The organism is Vibrio sp. GJ43-1, assembly GCF_055808835.1.
The window spans coordinates 423769-442715 of the sequence record NZ_CM147885.1 but is presented as its reverse complement, the minus strand read 5'-3'; the positions used below and the strand labels follow the sequence as shown (position 1 = coordinate 442715).

The following is an 18947-nucleotide window of genomic DNA, read 5'->3' as shown; positions in this document are numbered from 1 at the left end:
ATCAATCTTTTATCATCCCCGTTTGCCATCAACTAATGTCGGTACTGATAATGGGTTTAATGAACTTAATGCTGGTGGCAGTAAGGCTTCAGGGAGCGATTGATAGGCGACAGGTCTAAGCCAGCGCTCGATAGCGCTTGCCCCGACGGATGTCGACGCCGCATGAGTGGACGCAGGATAGGGGCCGCCATGTATCATGGCATAACTGACTTCTACACCCGTTGGCCAGCCATTAAAGACGATTCGCCCGGCCATTTCTTCTAACCGAGGTAATAACCGCGTGACTTGCGGATAGTCTTTGCTATCGGCATGAATGGTGGCGGTGAGTGATCCAGCTAATTGCTCACTTAATGCTTGCATATCGTCGATATCACGGCAAAGGACAATCATGGATTGGGGGCCAAAAATCTCCTCTTCCCACTGCGGGTTATTGCGCCATGCTTGGCTATCGGTGACAAATAGTGTACTGGCGACGCCTTCACTAATATTTTGATTTCGGCTATGCAATAAACCTAAGCATCTTTTGCTCGTAGCTGGGTGTGTTGGCAATACGCATCACGAATGCTTGGGGTTAATAGCACATGGCCATTTTGCTGGCTGATGAGGTGTTGAGCCGTCTCAATAAACGCACTGGAGTTAGCGTCATCAACCACAAATACAACACCTGGCTTAGTACAAAACTGCCCACAGCCTAGCGTCATGGATTGAACGAATTGCTCGGCAAGGCTTTGATAGTCAGTTAGGGCATTCGGGAAAATAAACGTTGGGTTGATGGCACCTAATTCCCCATAAAACGGAATAGGAATGGGGCGCTGCTGAGCTAAATCAAACAGAGCGCGTCCACCGCTGACTGACCCGGTAAATCCAACCGCTTGAACAAGTGGATGAGAAACCAGTGATGTCCCTAATTCGCGTTTGTTCCCTTGTAGCAAGGTGAAAACCGCTTGTGGTAATTCGCATTCGGATAGCGCTTGTTGAATACATTGTGCGACCAGTTCACTGGTTCCCGGGTGCGCGCTGTGGCCCTTGACAATCACTGGGCAACCAGCGGCAAGTGCAGAGGCGGTGTCGCCACCAGCGGTAGAAAAGGCCAGTGGAAAGTTGGAGGCGCCAAATACGGCGACAGGACCTAAAGCAATATGCTGCTGACGAATATCGGGCTTTGCGAGTGGCTGTCTTTGTGGATCTGGGGTGTCAAATGTCGCTCGGTGCCAATAACCTTGGCGTAAGACGTTGGCAAATAATCGTAATTGATTGGCGGTCCTGCCCATTTCCCCGTTGAGTCGAGCAAGGGGCAGTGCGGTTTCCAAATGCGCGCGCGCCGCAATTTCATCGGTACGCAGCAGCAGTTTTTCTGCGATGGTGTCAAGCAGTTGAGCACGTTGTTCACTGGAGGTGTATCGGTATTCTCGCGCAATCTTATGGGCGCGCATGCATGCTGCATCTACGTCATCTTTGCCTTGTATTGGAAATGAGCCGATGATGGGCTCCCCAGTAAAGGCGTTAATGGCTTGAAAAGTATCGGGCTTAAGCATGGTTGTGTTGTCCTTTGTTGATTATTTTACTTCAAATCCGTAGGCATAAGGGTCGTTGTCGTCGACCCAAATGGTGTTGTGGCCATACACTTGCGCCCATCCTTCGATACTTGGCAAGATCGCCGCTTTGCCATTGACGCTGGTCTCTGACTCAATACGACCATGGAATACACTGCCAATGATACTCTCATGGATAAAGTCTTCTCCTTGGGCAAGTCGGCCTTTGGCATGCCATTGCGCCATGCGAGCGCTGGTGCCCGTTCCACAAGGTGAGCGGTCCAATGCTTTATCACCGTAGAAAACCGCATTTTTCGCAGTCGCTCCCGGTTGCGTTGGTGTGCCTGTCCACAGAACATGTGAGACACCTTTGACGGTGGGGTCGTCGGGGTGCACGCACTGCACTGCATCAGACACGGCTTGGCGCACTTTAGGGCTAAGGATCAAGATTTCATCGGGTGAGTAATGCTCTAAACCTAAGTAATTTTCTTGGGGGTCAACAATGACGTAGTAGTTTCCTCCATAGGAGACATCCACACTGATTTCGCCCATTCCCTCGACATAGACTTTGACATCTCGATGGGCGAGGTAAGCGGGGACATTAAAGATTTTTACTGATGTCACTTTGTCGTCGTCCATCTGATAGTGGACGGTAATTTGCCCCGCAGGCACGTCGAGAATAAGTTGCCCAGGAACCTTAGGGTGAATGAGTTTGTTCTCGATGGCGGCGGTGACCGTGCCAATCGTGCCATGTCCGCACATCGGTAAGCAGCCGCTTGTTTCAATAAATAAGATGGAAGCATCCGCATTACTGCTGCAAGGAGGCAGCACCACAGAACCTGACATTATCGAATGACCGCGTGGTTCAAACATCAGTGCCTGACGAATCCAATCATAGTGAGTGAGAAAGTACTGACGTTTTTCACTCATGGTCTTGCCTTCTAATGGCGGTACACCGCCAGCAACCAATCGTACGGGGTTGCCACAGGTATGAGCATCGATACAAAAAAAGGTGCCTTGTCTCATTTTCAGATCCTCTGATAACAAAGTGGTTGAATTATGCGCAATCAATGTTAACTTAATGTTAAGTATATTTTATACAATTTATAGTGTGAAGTGTGATGCTAAGCAAGATCATGAATAAATAGAGAGGATCTGAAATGCAGAAAGTTGCGGTGGTTGGAGGGGGAGTCATTGGTCTTACGATTGGGCTACACCTTCAACAGCAAGGCCATCAAGTGACAATATTCGATAAACAAGGCCCTGCTGAGGGGTGCTCGAAAGGCAATGCTGGGCACATCGCCACAGAGCAAGTTTTTCCTTTGGCAAGCCCCAGTACTTTGCTGCAAATCCCGAGTATGTTGTTTTCGCCTCAAAGCCCATTGTCGATTCGCTGGAGAGACGTTTTTACTACGCTTCCATGGATGATTCGCTTCCTATTGAGCGCACGAAAAAAACATATCAAGTGTCGACTAAGGCGCTAAGTAGTTTGAATCTGGCGGCAGTGGATAGTTGGTTTCGGTTACTTGAGCCATCCCATCAACAAGGGCTAATTAAAATGGATGGGTCTTTATTAGTGTTTGAAAATGAAGCCTTGTTTCAAGCGTATCAAGAGACCCTCCCTTCACTTGAGAATTGCAAAGTAGAGTACGAGATTTGGGATGAAAAACAGGTACGAAAAAGGGTGCCTAAGATTGGGTTACAAGTACGTCATGGGGTGTTTTTCCCCAACACTGGGCATACCTTAGAGCCTTATGAAATGTGCCTTGCAATAGAAAAATCGTATTCTTCCCTCGGTGGTGAGTTCATCCAAGAAGAGGTGGAAGAGATCACGTCAAACGCTGAAGTTCACAGTACCAGTAGTATCTTGTCTTTTGATAAAGTTGTGGTGGCTGCGGGGGTTCATTCCGGTCACTTTGTTGAGTCGTTAACGGGCATTAAAGTGCCGATTCAGGCGGAGAGAGGGTATCACGTGATGGTCGATAATCATCAAGATCGCCTGTCAATACCTGGTCAGCAGTGCGGATCGAAAATTTATTATGACGCCTATGAAATATGGCTTGAGATTAGCAGGGACAGTGGAGTATGCAGGGAGTCACGCCCCTTTCAATAAACACCGTACTCGGCTACTGGCTGAGCAAGGTGACATCATGCTTCAAGACGGCATTGATAAAGCGATGTTGAGCGAAGAATGGATGGGCAGTCGCCCGACAATTAGTGACTCACTGCCAGTGATTGATGCCATCTGTGATGACAATATTTTGTTGGCATTTGGACATCAACATTTAGGGCTAACTCATGCCGCGATTACGGCTGAGTTGCTAGGGCAGATGATCGCCAAGCAGCCAACGTCGCTAAATGTGGCGCCTTTCACACTACGCCGATTTAGTTAAAATTTTTTAATATTAAATATTGTATAAAATATACTTAACAATTATGTTAATAAACAGTTAACAAAAATGGCGTCAAATAGTCGTACCAAGATGCCTTAATGGAAAAGACAAAAAAGGAAAGGAATATGTCTAGAGTGAACTTGGTGCCGATGACAATAATGCTGTCTGCAATCACTGCGGCGGCGTCGTTTAATGCATCAGCAGAAGATAAATTAACCGTTGTGTCGTGGGGGGCGCTTTTACGAAGAGCCAAGTAGAGGCTTATCATAAGCCATTTATTGCCAGTACAGGAACGACCATTGTTTCAGAGGACTTTAGCGGTGGCTTGGCGGAGATTAAGGCACAAGTTGAGGCGAATAATGTCCGTTGGGATTTAGTTTCCCTTGATAAGCCAGACATCGTACGAGGTTGTGCAGAAGGTTTATTAGAACCGTTTGATCCGAGCATCTTACCAAAAGGAAGCGATGGAACCCCTGCGGAGAATGACTTTATTGATGGCGCGATTCATGAGTGCGCGGTCAACACTATTGTTGTTTCCACTATTTTGGCGGTGAATGAGGAGGCTTTCTCTGGTAAGCCAGTGCCTAGCAAATTGGTTGATCTCTTTGATTTGCAGAATTTTCCTGGTCGTCGCGCACTACAAAAGCAGCCGCAAGGAAACCTTGAGTGGGCGCTGCTAGCCGATGGTGTTAAGCCAGAAGAGGTGTACAGCCAACTTGAAACGGAAGAAGGTCGAGCGCGAGCGTTTGCGAAGCTCGATACGATTAAACCTGAAGTTTTATGGTGGACGACGGGCGCACAACCGCCACAAATGCTAGCGGATAAAGAGGTGGTGATCGCGTCTGCATTCAATGGGCGTATTCACAATGCGGCGAAAGATGAAGGGCAGCCATTTAAGATTATTTGGGATCGTCAAATCGGCTATATGAACGGTTGGGCGATTCCGAAAGGCAGTAAGAACCTTCAAAAGGCGATGGACTTTATCGTTTTCTCATCTGGCACCACGCCACTGGCAGAGCAGGCGAAATACGTCGCCTATGGGCCGACAAGAAAGTCTTCATCAGCGGTAGTCAGCCCTGAAATTCTCGCCAGTTTACCGACAGCGCCAGGCAATTTTGACACCGCATTCCTGATTAACGATGAGTGGTGGTCAGATTATGCCGATGAACTCAATGAAGAGTTTAATACTTGGCTGTTGAACTAGAACTCATCCTTAAAAGCTGAGGCGCGAGTTAATTCTGGTGTCTCAGCATGAACAACGGAGAAATCATGGATACCTTTGAGTCGGACCAGATAGCGCGCGTGCTAAATATGAGTTCGCTGATTAGCGTAATGAGAACAGTGTACGCACAACCGGCAACGGTGCCGCAGCGGAATGTGATGCACCTGTCAAAAGAAAGTGATGATGCATTAGCGTTATTACCTAGCTTGGAATGAAGCGCTGATTGCCGTTAAAACATTCACGTATTTTCCAAGCAACATCTCAGATGGTAAAGACGTGTTGTCATCAAGATTGTTGGCTTTTCGCCGTCAGGACGGTGCGCCATTGGCTTCTATGGATGCGAAAGTATTGACGTACTGGCGTACGGCAGCGGCGTCGGCATTGGCTGCCGATTATTTGGCGCGCTCGGACGCAGATACACTTCTGATCTGTGGTAATGGTCATTTGGCGGCTTATTTTGCTTGGGCGTATGCCGCTATCAGACCTTTGAAGCGCGTAATGATATGGGGCAGAAACCAACAAAAATCCGCGATGACAGCCGAAAAAATTGTTCATGGTGCGGAATACCAGGCGCTACCGAGAGAGCGGCAATACCAAGTGAGTATTGTCAGTGAGGTTGAGCAAGGTCTGCAGTGCGCCGATATGGTGTCTTGTGTGACGGGCTCGCCAGCGCCGATTTTTAAGGGCGAACAGGTAAGGGCGGGGACGCATGTGGACTTGGTGGGTAATCATCATCGCGATAGGCGTGAGTGCGATACACCATTGGTGTTGCGATCTAAGGTGTATGTTGACAGTCGTATCAATGTTTTATCTGAAGCTGGCGAGTTACTCATCCCCATTGCAGAGGGCGAGTTTTCACCGGAACAGATCATCGCTGAGTTACCAGAGCTATGCAGCGGTAAAGTTTTGGGTCGCGGTAAGGTCTCTGGTTACAGGAAAGGGCTTAATAGCGAACAGGAAATAACACTATATAAATCAGTGGGTAGTGCGCTAGCCGATCTAGCAGCTGCGCATGCAGTACTTGAAAATTCATCCCAACTTGAGGTTGGGGCATGATGGGCTTTTTGCTCGAACTTAAAATTGCATACAATATACAAATGGAAGGAATTGAATGAATATTGATTGGAAAGGGGTATACCCAGCAGTAAGTACTCAGTTTAGACGCGACCTGACGATCGACTTAGATGCCACACAGTCAGTGATTGATAATCAGATCAATGATGGGGTAAATGGCATCATATGCTTAGGCACAGTTGGTGAGAACTGCGCGCTGTATCCAGAAGAGAAGCGTCAAGTATTGCAAGCGGCTCAAGAGGTGGTAGCAGGTCGGGTGCCATTAATCGCTGGAACGGCGGAGTCGATTACCTCGGCGGCCGTTGATTATATGCAAGATGCAAAAAAGATAGGCGTTGATGGTTGTATGGTGATGCCAGCGATGGTGTATCGAACGTCAGACTCAGAAACGTACGAGTATTACCGCACGTTAGCGGAAGCGACTCCCGAAATGCCAATGATGATTTACAACAACCCAGTCTCTTATGGTGTGGATGTGAATCTTGAAATCATGGCAAAACTGGCGCAGTTCGACAATATTGTTGCGATAAAGGAGTCCACAACCGATACCCGTAGAATCACCGAATTGTTCAATGAGTTTGATTCCCGCTTTACGGTTTTCAGCGGTGTGGATGACATCGCATTAGAATCATTAATGCTGGGTGCGACGGGGTGGATTTCGGGACTGACGAATGCCTTTCCAGCTGAGTCGGTGGCCATTTATAAACTAGCCAGCCAAGGGCGCTATGCCGAAGCGCTGGAAATCTATCGTTGGTTCTTACCACTACTTAAACTCGACACCATTCCAACTCTAGTGCAATGCATCAAGCTCGCTGAGCAAGTTTGCGGTCGCGGATCAGAGCAAGTTCGTCCACCTCGTCAGCTGCTTCAAGGCGAGGAACGTCAAGCGGTAATTAGTCTTGTTGAAGCATCACTCGCTTCCAGACCTGACCTATCTAAGTACAAGTTGTAAGCAACACTATCGGTGAGCACCCTTTGGGGTGCTCTGTTTTCAAATGGATGAAGGCAGAGAAATGAAAGCGAATAATACGGATTATGTGAGTTTTCAGCATGTGAAGAAAACCTATGACGGAAAAAACCTGGTTGTTAAAGACTTTAACTTAAATATCGCTCCCGGAGAGTTTGTCACCATGCTTGGACCTTCTGGTTCGGGAAAAACGACCTGCTTGATGATGTTAGCTGGGTTTGAGACCGCGACCAATGGCGAGATCTATATCGATGGCACGCCCGTGAATAATTTAGCGCCGCATAAACGAGACATCGGCATGGTGTTTCAAAACTATGCCTTGTTTCCGCATATGACGATCGCTGAGAACTTAGCTTTCCCACTTAAAGTTCGAAAGATGTCGGTGGCAGAAGTGAAGCTAAGAGTGGCGGATGTGCTTGAGATGGTTGAATTATCACACGTTGCCAATCGGTACCCTAAGCAATTGTCGGGTGGTCAACAGCAAAGGGTAGCGTTAGCCAGAGCCTTAGTCTTTGAACCCAAGCTCGTGTTGATGGATGAGCCCTTGGGGGCGCTGGATAAGAAGCTCAGAGAAACCATGCAGATGGAAATTAAGCATCTACATGAAAAGCTTGGCATTACGATTTTATACGTGACCCATGATCAAGATGAAGCGCTAACGATGTCGGATCGTATTGCGGTCTTTAACGATGGCGCGGTACAACAATTAGCGCCGCCCAGTGAGTTGTATGAATCGCCGAGTAACACGTTTGTTGCGCAATTTATCGGTGAAAATAATCAGATAAAAGGGCAGGTTCAATCAGTGGAGCAAAGCCGCTGCCAGGTGCGCGTTGGTCCTCACCAGTTGCAGGCAAAACCGGTGCTTATTGGCGGTGCGCAAAGCGACACTATGTTATCGGTGCGGCCTGAAAAAATTATATTGCATCCTTATGGACCCGACATTCCGAACCGAGTGGCGGGAAGGGTGGAAGAGATGATTTATCACGGCGATCACTTTCGATTGATCATTGATGTTGCGGGGTTGGCGCGCTTGGTGGTTAAAGTACCAAACAGTTCAGAGCAAGGGCTGGGCGTACAACTCGGTGAAGAGGTTGAACTTGGCTGGCGAATGGAAGATTGCCACGCGCTTGATTGTGTTTCTTCGCAGTCGCTATCTTCCGAGAAAGAGGAGATGATGGTATGAGTCGCGAATTGTCTTCCCTTGAATCGGTCACGACCTTACACAAGCAACTCACAAACGAAGAGCTAGATTTATCGCAGCAATTAGCGAAAGCAGAGCGACGGAAACAAACGCGATCCCTTTTCCTAACCCTTCCTTTGGTTTGTTTCATCTTGTTGACGTTTGCTTTTCCGATTTTAGAAATGTTGCATCGAAGTGTTGATAATTCTTCCGTGGTCAATGCGCTTCCTCAAACCTCGGTGGCGATTGTGGAGTGGCAAGCTGGCTCCAAACCCAGCGATCACGTTAGCAATCTCTTCGCTCAGGAGATTAAAGCGCTCTATTTAGCTAAGACGCTGCCTAAATTGGCCAACCGACTGAATATCGAAATGGCGGGAATGCGTAGTCTGCTGATGAAAACCTAGTCGAAAACTGAGCAAGCTCGATGGGGAGGCGGTCTCCTATGCACAGCTAGTGGCGATCGATAAGCGTTGGGCAAAAGCGAAGTATTGGGGCGCGATAAAAAACCTTAATTCCTCTTATACCAGCCACTTTTACCTCTCAGCCCTTGATCTCAAAGTGGACGAGTCTGGATCGATTGTCCAGCAAGTGGAGTCGAGACGAATTTATTTGGGGTTATTTTATAAGACGATTTGGATGTCTTTGGTCATCACGGTAGTGTGTTTGATTTTGGCGTATCCGTTGGCGTATTTGTTAGCAAATTTACCGGATAAACGTGCGAACTTGTTATTGATTGTGGTCTTATTGCCGTTTTGGACCTCGCTCCTTGTGCGGACAACGTCTTGGATTGTGTTGTTACAAAATCAGGGGGTGGTGAATGACCTATTAGTCTGGTTGGGGGTGATTGATGAGCGCTTGTCATTGATCCACAACACCTTTGGTACCGTGGTTGCCATGGTGCATATTTTACTGCCGTTTATGATATTGCCACTATACAGCGTGATGAAGGGTATTAGCCCTACGTATTTTAGAGCGGCGCGCTCATTAGGTGCGACGCCACGCATCGCGTTTACTCAAGTCTATATGCCGTTAACATTACCCGGCGTAGGGGCCGGATGTTTGCTGACCTTTATTTTGTCGATTGGTTTTTACATTACTCCTGCGCTGGTAGGCGGTCGCAGCGGGCAAATGATTTCTAATATGATCGCGTATCACATGCAAACCTCATTGAATTGGGGAATGGCTGGCGCGCTCGGTGGGTTGTTATTAGTACTTGTTCTCGGGCTGTTTTACTTATTCAACCGTGTGGTTGGTATCAACAATCTTCGAGTGGGAGGTTAACGTTATGGCTCTACCTATCTACGCATCTCGGATAGAACGATCAGGCTATTGGGCGTACTTGATGTTTTGCAGCATGGTCTTATTGTTTTTAATTGCGCCGATTATGATTATTGTACCGTTATCGTTTAATGCGACGCCGTATTTTACCTTTACAGAAGGTATGCTTAATCTTGATCCCGCCGCTTATTCGCTACGTTGGTATCAGGAGATGTTTACTAATCAGCAATGGTTGCAAGCATTGAAAAACAGTACGTTTATCGCTTCGATGGCGGCGTTGTTGGCGACGCTGCTAGGGACATTAGCGGCATTAGGGTTATCGAATTCAAAGTTGCCGTTTCGTAATGTGATTTTGGCGCTGCTTATCTCTCCGATGATTGTGCCTGTCATTATTTCTGCGGCGGCCATGTACTTCTTTTATACCCGTTTTGGTCTTGCTCAAACCATGCCTGGGATTATTCTGGCCCATGCCGCTCTCGGTACGCCTTTTGTTGTCATTACCGTGAGTGCGACGCTGAGTGGTTTTGATCATACTCTCACGAAAGCAGCGGCCAGTTTAGGTGCGAATCCGGTTTATGCCTTTAGGAAGGTGACCTTTCCTTTGATTCGTCCCGGTATGATATCGGGTGGCTTGTTTGCGTTTGGCACGTCATTTGATGAGGTGGTCGTGGCGCTGTTTTTGACAGGAGCGGAGCAGCGCACCGTACCAAGACAAATGTGGTCGGGTATTCGAGAGCAAATCAGCCCGACAATACTGGCAGTCGCATCGCTATTAATTCTGATGTCAGTGCTCTTGCTTATTACGCTTGAGTATCTGCGCCGCCGTAACATGCGGTTAAGGGGCATTAGAGAATAATTGGGGTTGAGATGGAGGTTTTTCGTCCGGGAGGGCTTCCAATGTCTATTGATGGATACGACTCATTTTCCCAAGCGCTCTCTTCTGTGAGCGTTTTTTTATGCTTAAACCCTAGCGCCGCACTATGTCAGTGATTAGCGTGGTGCTAGGGGGTATGAGGATAAATAGTAGGTCTAATGGCAGTAAAAGGCCTAACGGTAAGTAATCGATCCGATATAGGTCAGACGCTTAATACCCCATCAATTGCAGCAAATTCTCTGCGGTGCTGATGGCCTCTTTACGGTTAGCAATATTAAGTTTTTGGTAAAGGTTACGAATGTGCGTTTTTATTGTGGTCCCCGCGACATCGAGCTCTTGTGCAATTTGCTCATTGCTAAAGCCTGAGTAAATGAGTCCCAGAACCTGCCATTCACGCTGGGTTAGCGGGCTAGTACGTACTAACTCAGGAATATTAGGGTGATTGACTAACTTCTCTACGAACTCTTCATTAAAGTGCACAGAGCGACTGCGTTGCGTGGTGTTGATATTTTTCATCAACAACTGCGCACGGTGGCGCTCTAGATCGCCAAGTTCGGAGCGAGAAGCAAGCTTTTCAAGCAAGTGACCAATCGTGCCACCATCGATAAGAAAATTGCCAATCATGCCAGTTTGGTTGGTGAGCACGAGCGCTTCTTTTAGGCGCACTTTTGCCGCTTCATCATCACCCAGTTGAACCCAAAGAATCGCTTCTACTATCAGGTTTCGATTGGTGTCAGTGACCAATTGATAGTTGTCTGCTTCTTTGGCCAAAAACGCGAGTGTTTCCTTTGCTGCATCAAATTGTCCAAGGCCAATTTGGGCGCGGGCAATGTTACGCCATTGAAGTTGCAGAAAATGATTGCATGCGTTATCCGGTCTAATCGCGGTTTCAAGCCATTGCTCAATCGCTTCTACGTCTCCTCTTGCCTGCCAATAGAGCAGTAGAGATAACGAAGCATTGGCCGTCCAGTCAACGTGATAGGTAGACTCTTTCATTAGGTGCTGTATTTGTTCGATGATCTTCGAGGCTTTATCTAGCTCACCGCGTCCAATGGCGATTCGCGCAATCATAGAGTAGCTGTGCAGATGCTTACTTGGTTCGTGTTTGCCAAGGATATCTAACCCTTTGTACGCGCACTCTTCGGCTTCATCAAGACGGTTCCAGCACCATAGGATTTGCGCTCTGACTCGCAACAAGAACTCGTGCATAGGAACTTGATGCAACTGCTGCTCTTCTATTAAACGGAACGCGCTTTCTTGTACTTCGTATGCCGCTTGGACATAACCTTGTGCAATTAATATCTCACTTTGTTGCAACTGCGCCCATAGCGCTTGGTGGTAAACATGATATTGACGAGCCAGCTTTTCAGTTTGCTGCATCATAGGTAGCGCTCGACTGAGTTGTCCCGTGACATGGTTGACCTCTCCGACAACAGAGGTGGCAACAATACGGCTGCGATAAACCGAATGGTCCAGCTCACCGAGTGCCAACTCCGCCAACTCTAATGCGGTTTGCGGAGAGTTTTGGTTAATGGCAACCTGCGCTCGAAGTGCGTTAAATTCCCCATCCTCCTTTTGAGAGCGCTCGATACTGCGAGCGGCCATTTCCTCATCTGACTTAGCGATCAGCTCACCCACTTCATTGTAGCGATGTTGACTTTGAGCAAGCCATGCTTGCAACATACATAAGCGAGGGTGGCTATAGAGTTGGTTGTCGTTTAGGACTTTAATCGCTTCTTCGAGAGTCTCAAGTTCACCTTGGTTAAACATTTTCCAACCAAACTCATTGAGAATGGTCACAACCAGCTCACTATTGGCTGCCAATCTAGCGTGTCTAAGTGCTTGGTGAGGAACACTTTGTTCGAGCCAAGCGTTGGCCGCGGCAAGATGAAGATCCAGCTCTTGTTGGGGAATGCGTGCTTTACGTTCATGCGAGAGGAATTCAGCAAACAGATTATGGAATCTAAACCAGTTGTTTTCGCCTTCAAGCGGGTAGATAAACAATCCGAATCGGTTGAGCGACTCAATCATGCTCAGCGCGTCATTTCTTTTGGTTAATGCGGTAACAAGGTCATCATTAAAATGGTCTAAAACAGAACATTGCATCAGGAATTTTCTGGTGTCTTTATCTAGTAAATCAAAGACTTCCTCAATTAGATAATCCCAAAGGTGGGCGTGGTTAAACTGCGATATTGTTTCCACGGATTGCGCCAATGTGCGTTTTTGATGCTGAGCTTGCAGCGCAAACAATTGCAACGCAGACGGCCACCCTTCGACATAGGTTCTAAGAGAATTTGCGGTTTCATCATCAATATCGTCGGCTAGACGAAGATTAAAGAATCGTGTGGTTTCTTCGGTGTCAAACGCGAGTAATTCGTTACCAATTTCGATCATAAGATCACGTACGCGCAAATTGGCAGTACCCAGTGGTGGGTTGCCGCGACTGGTGACAACAAGCGTAATATTATCTGGCATATGTTTGAGGAAAAAACGCATCGCTTCATGAATATCTTCATCATGGATGAGGTGATAATCATCAAGAACAACATAGCATTCATGGTGGTAACAGGTGAGTTCGGAAAATACCTCCCCAAGCAGTGAGTGCAAGGATGAAAACTGTCGACGTTCTGCTAGTTTTTGGGCGTTTGGACAACTATTGCTGGTGGCTTTATTAATCGCTTGAAGGAGGTAATTGACGAAGCGAAAGGAGTCATTGTCACTTTCATCAATACTATACCAGCCAACATGTGGTTTGTCTGATAGCCACTGAGCTGCCATGGTGGTTTTACCGTAGCCAGCTGGAGAGCGAAAAAGAACAAGCTTGTAAAAGGGGCCTGCGAAAGCAGATCCAAAACTCGTGGGCGAACGATCGCGTTATGTAAGCGTCCAGGGCGAGTTAATTTTGAAGGAATCCACATAGATATTTCCTGTCATTTTTATAGTTAGAGTATGTGCTAACCGTTAGCGTCTTTCATGAAGAAGTTTGGTGATAAATTAACCGATTTAACGATGCCATTCCGATGGTAGGCGAGGTCTAGCTCTACAATGTTTGATCAATGGCTAGATTTTGTTCATAAAACGTTTTTTACACCAACTACGCCGCATTTTTGTGATTTAAATCACATATGATTGGTTGTTTACGGTCTGCATTTCGCGTCATGTATACAAAAAATTGGCCTGATTAGGTGAAAATTTGAATGCAATTGTGATCTCAGACTCAAATATTGAATTTGATATGCATCTAATTCACGGTAACGACTTAGTTAGCGATTACAGTAAAAGTGACGTTGGCGTGATCGGTATCACCGGATAAAAGCTAAAGCTCGAGCGCAATGAGATATTGATCACTTAATGGGGGGAGTACGCCCTCTACGCCCTCGTCACTCATCCTCCACGGAGTCGGAGATAGGAGGATGTTTAAGGAGACGTCACCATGCACGATATGTGACAGATGGATAAAACTTAAAGTGAGATTTCTTAATGAAACCTGCGCAACAGAAAAAATTCAATAAAGCTTCTTTCCAAGAAAGTGTTAAAAAACACCTATCTGCTACTTATGCAACGACAGTAGAAACCGCAACCGAGCGCCAATGGTATTTGGCTATGGGTCGCGCTTTGGCAGAACTCACCACTTTTGACTTACTTGCAACAGAAGCGGATGACCGCATTAAAAACGCAAAAAGCGTTAACTACCTATCCTTAGAATTTCTAATTGGCCGCCTGACAGGTAACAACTTGATCAGCATGGGGCTATATGAGCAAATCACTCAAGCCATGGAAGAGTTGGGCCATAACCTAACAGACCTGCTTGAAGAAGAGCGTGACCCATCACTTGGTAACGGTGGTCTAGGTCGTCTTGCCGCTTGTTTCATGGATTCTTGTGCTGCTCAAGAATACCCAACGGTGGGCTACGGTCTTCACTATGAGTACGGTCTATTTAAGCAGTCTTTCCAAGACTGTCGCCAAAAAGAAGCACCGGATGCATGGCGAGGTGTGGAAGGGTATCCGTGGGAAGTCGCTCGTCCAGAACTTGCGCAACAGATTGGTTTTTACGGTCATGTAGACGTTGAATTCATTGACGGTAAAGAAGTACGTACTTGGGTACCGGGCATGGAAGTAAAAGCAATGCCTTGGGATCTTCCTATCGTAGGTTACGAATCAAGCACCGTTTATCCACTGCGTCTTTGGGAATGTCAGGCAATTGCACCATTCTCACTAGCAAGCTTTAACAACGGTGATTACTTCGAAGCGCAACACTCGCTCATCGATGCAGGTAACATCACTAAAGTGCTCTACCCGAACGATAACCATGAGAAAGGTAAGACTCTGCGTTTAATGCAGCAGTACTTCCACTCAGCAGCGTCAGTTCGCGATATTCTACGTCGCCATGAAGCGGCAGGTTTTGCTCTTGCCGATCTTCCTAAGCAGGAGACGATTCAACTTAACGATACGCACCCAACTATCGCAATTCCTGAGTTGATGCGCATCCTGATTGATGAGAAGGGTCTCTCTTGGGATGAAGCATGGGAAATCAGTGCACACACGTTCGCCTACACGAACCATACATTGCTTCCAGAAGCACTAGAGACTTGGTCTGAGTCATTGATCAACCGTCTTCTTCCACGTCACATGGAAATCATTTTTGAAATCAACCATCGCTTCATGCAAGAAGTTCGCAAGATGTGGCCTGGTGACGGTGAGAAGCAAGCGAAGCTTTCTATCATCCAAGAAGGTTTCCACCGTATGGTTCGCATGGCCAACCTATGTGTGATTGGTTCTTATAAAGTCAACGGTGTGGCAGCGCTTCACTCGCAACTGGTTAAGAAAGACTTGTTCCCTGAGTTCAACGAAATCTTCCCAGGTAAATTGACGAACGTCACGAACGGCATTACGCCACGTCGTTGGTTGAAATTCTGTAACCCAGGTTTATCGAACCTAATTACGGGCAAAATTGGTTCTGAGTGGCCAGCAAAACTTGAGCAGCTAGAAGGCATTGCTCAGTTCGCGACAGACGCGAAATTCCAAAAAGAATTCATGGCGGTTAAGAAAGAAAACAAACAGCGACTTGCTGATTGGGTTCAAGAAAATATGGGGATTGATCTCGATACTAACGCCATCTTCGACGTTCAAATTAAGCGTCTACACGAATACAAGCGTCAGCACCTAGACTTGCTACATATTCTTTCTCTGTACCACCGTATTCTGAATGAACCGGGTTTCGAATGTGAGCCACGTGTCTGTTTCTTTGCGGCGAAAGCAGCACCGGGTTACCACCTAGCGAAAGAAATCATCTTCGCGGTTAACAAGATTGCTGAGAAGATCAATAACGATTCTCGTATCGGTAACAAGCTTAAAGTGGTCTTTATCCCTGATTACCGTGTCAGTATGGCTGAGATCATCATTCCAGCTGCTGATGTTTCTCAGCAAATTTCTCTTGCTTGTAAAGAAGCGTCAGGTACGGGTAACATGAAGATGGCCCTAAACGGCGCATTAACGATTGGTACGATGGATGGTGCTAACGTTGAAATCCGTGAAGAAGTCGGTGATGAGAATATTTACATTTTTGGTTTGGATGTAGATGGTGTTCAAGCGGTGAAAGCGCAAGGCTATAACCCTTACGATTACTACAATGCCGACCCACTACTAAAAGCGTCGCTAGATTTACTGTTAGGTGACGAGTTCTCACCAGGTCAACCAGGTTTACTTCGTGCGACCTACGATAGCTTGCTAGATGGTGGTGACCCTTACCTATGTTTGGCAGACTTTGCGTCTTACGTACAAGCGCATGAAGATATGAGCAAACAATATCAAGATCAAGCTGGGTGGGCGAAGAAGGCGATTTTGAATACGGCCTTAGTGGGTAAATTCACATCAGACCGCTCTATTCGCGATTATGTGAACAACATCTGGAAGCTTGAAGCGGTATCTCGCTAAGCAAGCTTAGCCAAGGCCTCGTGCCTTGGCTTTTCCCTTTTTATAAATTAATTACCCTACCGATTTGAAGGTAATAGATGTCCTTCGGAGAGAGCGATGACAGAACAAACAGCATTAAAGCAAGTTGCTGAGATGGCAAAAATAGCCGACAGCTACGTGAGTGCGTGGGGCAGTGAAGCGAAAGTTGAAGATGATATTATTCTTCGTCTGCTTGCGTCTTTAGGCTATGACACGACCAACGATGAGACTTTGCTGAAATCAGCAGAGAGAAAACACAAAAAAGAAGTACTTGAGCCTAGGTACTTGTCGTGAAAGACGGCGATGCTATAGAGGTGGAACTTAACCTTGGCGCGAGTGCTCGAGAGAGTGATTTTAGTTGGCGTCTAGAAACGGAGCAGGGAGAAGTACTTGAAGGCTATCTTCAGTCTCAAATCGTTCGTGATGAGCGCGCTGAGGGTGGCCCTTTAGTATTTTCGTTACCAAATGATTTAGCTTGGGGTTACCACAAACTCTATTTGGAAAGAAAACGTCGTAAGACACCGTATGAAATGACTCTTATTCGTACGCCAAAGGCATGTTTTAAGCAGTCGCAGATTGAACAAGGTAAAAAGCTTTGGGGCCCAAGTGTTCAACTGTATACGCTTCGCACTCAGCACAACTGGGGTATTGGTGATTTTGGTGATCTAAAACAGTTAGTGAATGATATTGCTGCTCGAGGCGGTGATTTTGTGGGTTTAAACCCAATTCATTCGTTGTTCCCTGCAAACCCAGAGGGCGCTAGCCCTTACAGCCCTTCTTCACGTCGTTGGTTGAATGTTTTATATATTGATGTGAGTTCAGTACCTGAGTTTGCGTTAAGTGCCGATGCCCAGCAAAAAGTAGGCAGCTCGGAGTTCCAAGCTCGCTTGCAAAAAGCGCGTGATTCTCATTGGGTGAATTACACCGAAGTTGCGGCGCTTAAAATGAGCGTTTTGCCATTACTGTTTGACCAATTTAAACAGCGTCACCTTGATAAACAAACGGAACGCGCGGCGATGTTCTTAGACTTTGTCGAGCAAGGTGGTGAGAGCTTAATGCATCAAGCAGCATTTGATGCAATTCATGCGGAACTTCATGCGGCGGATGCAAATGTTTGGGGATGGCCTGGATTTTCCCTGAGAAATACCGTCGATTTGAAAATGTTGGAACGCAGAAATTTATCGCAGAAAATCTAGATAAAGTTCATCTATACATGTACTTACAGTGGGTTGCTGATACACAGATTAATGAAGCTCAAGCGCTAGCCGAAGAAAAAGGCATGGCGGTGGGGCTGTATCGTGACCTTGCAGTGGGTGTGGCAGATTCTGGCTCTGAGACATGGGCCGATAATGGTGATCTTGTCATGGACGCGAGCATTGGTGCTCCACCCGATATTTTGGGTCCTTTAGGTCAAAATTGGGGCTTACCGCCACTGAATCCGCAAGCGTTGCATGCTACTTCTTATGATGCCTACATCAAGTTATTACGCGCTAACATGAAACATTGTGGCTCGTTACGTATTGATCATGTTTTAGGCCTATTGCGTTTGTGGTGGATCCCGAAAGGTGAAAATGCGACGAAAGGGGCTTACATCTACTACCCTGTGGCAGATATGCTGGCTATTTTAGCGCTAGAATCACACCGTCATCAGTGTAGTGTGATTGGTGAAGATTTAGGAACCGTGCCGGACGAGATTGTGGATATTTTGCGTGAAGCGGGTGTGCATTCGTACAAGGTGTTCTTCTTTGAAACCGCAGAAGATGGTGGTTTTATTTCACCCAAGCATTATGCAGAACAGTCGATGTCAGCTCTGTGTACTCACGATATGCCGACATTACGCGGTTTCTGGCATTGCGATGATTTGAAAATGGGCCAAGAAATTGGTTTGTATCCAGATGAAGCACAGCTAAAGGAATTGTTTAACGATCGCTTAGAATGTAAACAGGGTATTTTGGATAGTGTTGCGTGGCATGGTTACTTGCCGGAAGGGGTAGGACGTGACGCAAGTATGGTGCCTATGGACACCTATTTAAGTGAAGCGTTGCAATTACATCTTGGCGCGGGTTCATCCACACTATTGAGTGTTCAGCTTGAAGATTGGTTGGAAATGGATAAGCTTGGTTAACATTCCGGGCACCGTTAACGAATATCCTAACTGGCGTCGTAAATTATCGATGAACTTAGATGAAGTTTTTGCAAAAGAAAGTGTTAACAGAATTGCAAAAAACCTGTCGCACGTAAGACGTGGCGCTAGCGAATAATCGTCCACCAGACGGTAAAAGCACAGCATGATTCAGAGCAAATGACTTGTGTTTCTGAAGGCTGTGCTTTTTTGTATTTATATGCAATAAAGGTCATTTTTTAGGATGAGTTTGTAGTGATGAGTTTATAGTGTAAATCCTGTGTTTTATAATCGCTTACACCCGAAAATCACGAATGAATCACTTCCTGTATAACGGGATTTAAGTACAATGA

The 18947-nt window shown here is 46.6% G+C and carries 5 protein-coding genes and 7 pseudogenes; 9 read left to right on the top strand and 3 right to left on the bottom strand.

Features of this window, described 5'->3' with window-relative positions; translation table 11 throughout:
- Positions 1-12: 12 nt before the first annotated feature.
- Both AC0L66_RS19300 and AC0L66_RS19295 read right to left on the bottom strand, forming a co-directional pair.
- Positions 13-1535 (bottom strand): annotated as a pseudogene (locus tag AC0L66_RS19300) (aldehyde dehydrogenase (NADP(+))).
- A gap of 21 nt (positions 1536-1556) precedes the next feature.
- Positions 1557-2558 carry a 4-hydroxyproline epimerase gene (locus tag AC0L66_RS19295; protein ID WP_473570441.1) on the bottom strand — a complete coding sequence of 334 codons (1002 nt, stop codon included), beginning with the start codon at positions 2556-2558 and terminating at the stop codon, positions 1557-1559.
- A gap of 134 nt (positions 2559-2692) precedes the next feature.
- Between AC0L66_RS19295 and AC0L66_RS19290 the strand changes: the two are divergent.
- The 7 genes and pseudogenes from AC0L66_RS19290 (at position 2693) to AC0L66_RS19260 (ending at position 10502) form a co-directional block, all read left to right on the top strand.
- A pseudogene (locus tag AC0L66_RS19290) lies at positions 2693-3925 on the top strand (NAD(P)/FAD-dependent oxidoreductase).
- Between the two features lie 149 nt (positions 3926-4074).
- Positions 4075-5129 (top strand): annotated as a pseudogene (locus AC0L66_RS19285) (ABC transporter substrate-binding protein).
- A gap of 65 nt (positions 5130-5194) precedes the next feature.
- Positions 5195-6203: pseudogene (lhpI, locus tag AC0L66_RS19280) on the top strand (bifunctional Delta(1)-pyrroline-2-carboxylate/Delta(1)-piperideine-2-carboxylate reductase).
- Between the two features lie 55 nt (positions 6204-6258).
- On the top strand, positions 6259-7173 hold the full coding sequence (locus AC0L66_RS19275; RefSeq protein ID WP_428794088.1) for a dihydrodipicolinate synthase family protein: 915 nt from the start codon (positions 6259-6261) through the stop codon (positions 7171-7173).
- A 61-nt stretch (positions 7174-7234) separates the two neighbouring features.
- Complete coding sequence (locus AC0L66_RS19270; RefSeq protein ID WP_428794089.1) at positions 7235-8371, top strand: ABC transporter ATP-binding protein; 1137 nt, start codon at positions 7235-7237, stop codon at positions 8369-8371.
- Positions 8368-9649 (top strand): annotated as a pseudogene (locus AC0L66_RS19265) (ABC transporter permease). Before AC0L66_RS19270 ends, AC0L66_RS19265 begins: the two are co-directional and overlap by 4 nt.
- A 4-nt stretch (positions 9650-9653) precedes the next feature.
- Positions 9654-10502 carry an ABC transporter permease gene (locus AC0L66_RS19260; protein ID WP_265676475.1) on the top strand — a complete coding sequence of 283 codons (849 nt, stop codon included), beginning with the start codon at positions 9654-9656 and terminating at the stop codon, positions 10500-10502.
- Positions 10503-10730: 228 nt separating this feature from the next.
- Here AC0L66_RS19260 and malT read toward each other — a convergent pair.
- Positions 10731-13438 (bottom strand): annotated as a pseudogene (gene malT / locus AC0L66_RS19255) (HTH-type transcriptional regulator MalT).
- A gap of 562 nt (positions 13439-14000) precedes the next feature.
- Between malT and AC0L66_RS19250 the strand changes: the two are divergent.
- A complete protein-coding gene (locus AC0L66_RS19250; RefSeq protein ID WP_473570440.1) occupies positions 14001-16454 on the top strand; it encodes a glycogen/starch/alpha-glucan phosphorylase in 2454 nt (817 codons plus the stop codon).
- A 96-nt stretch (positions 16455-16550) separates the two neighbouring features.
- Positions 16551-18733: pseudogene (gene malQ / locus AC0L66_RS19245) on the top strand (4-alpha-glucanotransferase).
- Positions 18734-18947 lie beyond the last annotated feature (214 nt).

Excerpts from the sequence above, each read along its gene's own strand:
- AC0L66_RS19295 (WP_473570441.1), bottom strand. The coding sequence starts at position 2,558 with ATGAGACAAGGCACCTTTTTTTGTATCGATGCTCATACCTGTGGCAAC.
- AC0L66_RS19260 (WP_265676475.1), top strand. The coding sequence starts at position 9,654 with ATGGCTCTACCTATCTACGCATCTCGGATAGAACGATCAGGCTATTGG.
- AC0L66_RS19270 (WP_428794089.1), top strand. The coding sequence starts at position 7,235 with ATGAAAGCGAATAATACGGATTATGTGAGTTTTCAGCATGTGAAGAAA.
- AC0L66_RS19275 (WP_428794088.1), top strand. The coding sequence starts at position 6,259 with ATGAATATTGATTGGAAAGGGGTATACCCAGCAGTAAGTACTCAGTTT.
- AC0L66_RS19250 (WP_473570440.1), top strand. The coding sequence starts at position 14,001 with ATGAAACCTGCGCAACAGAAAAAATTCAATAAAGCTTCTTTCCAAGAA.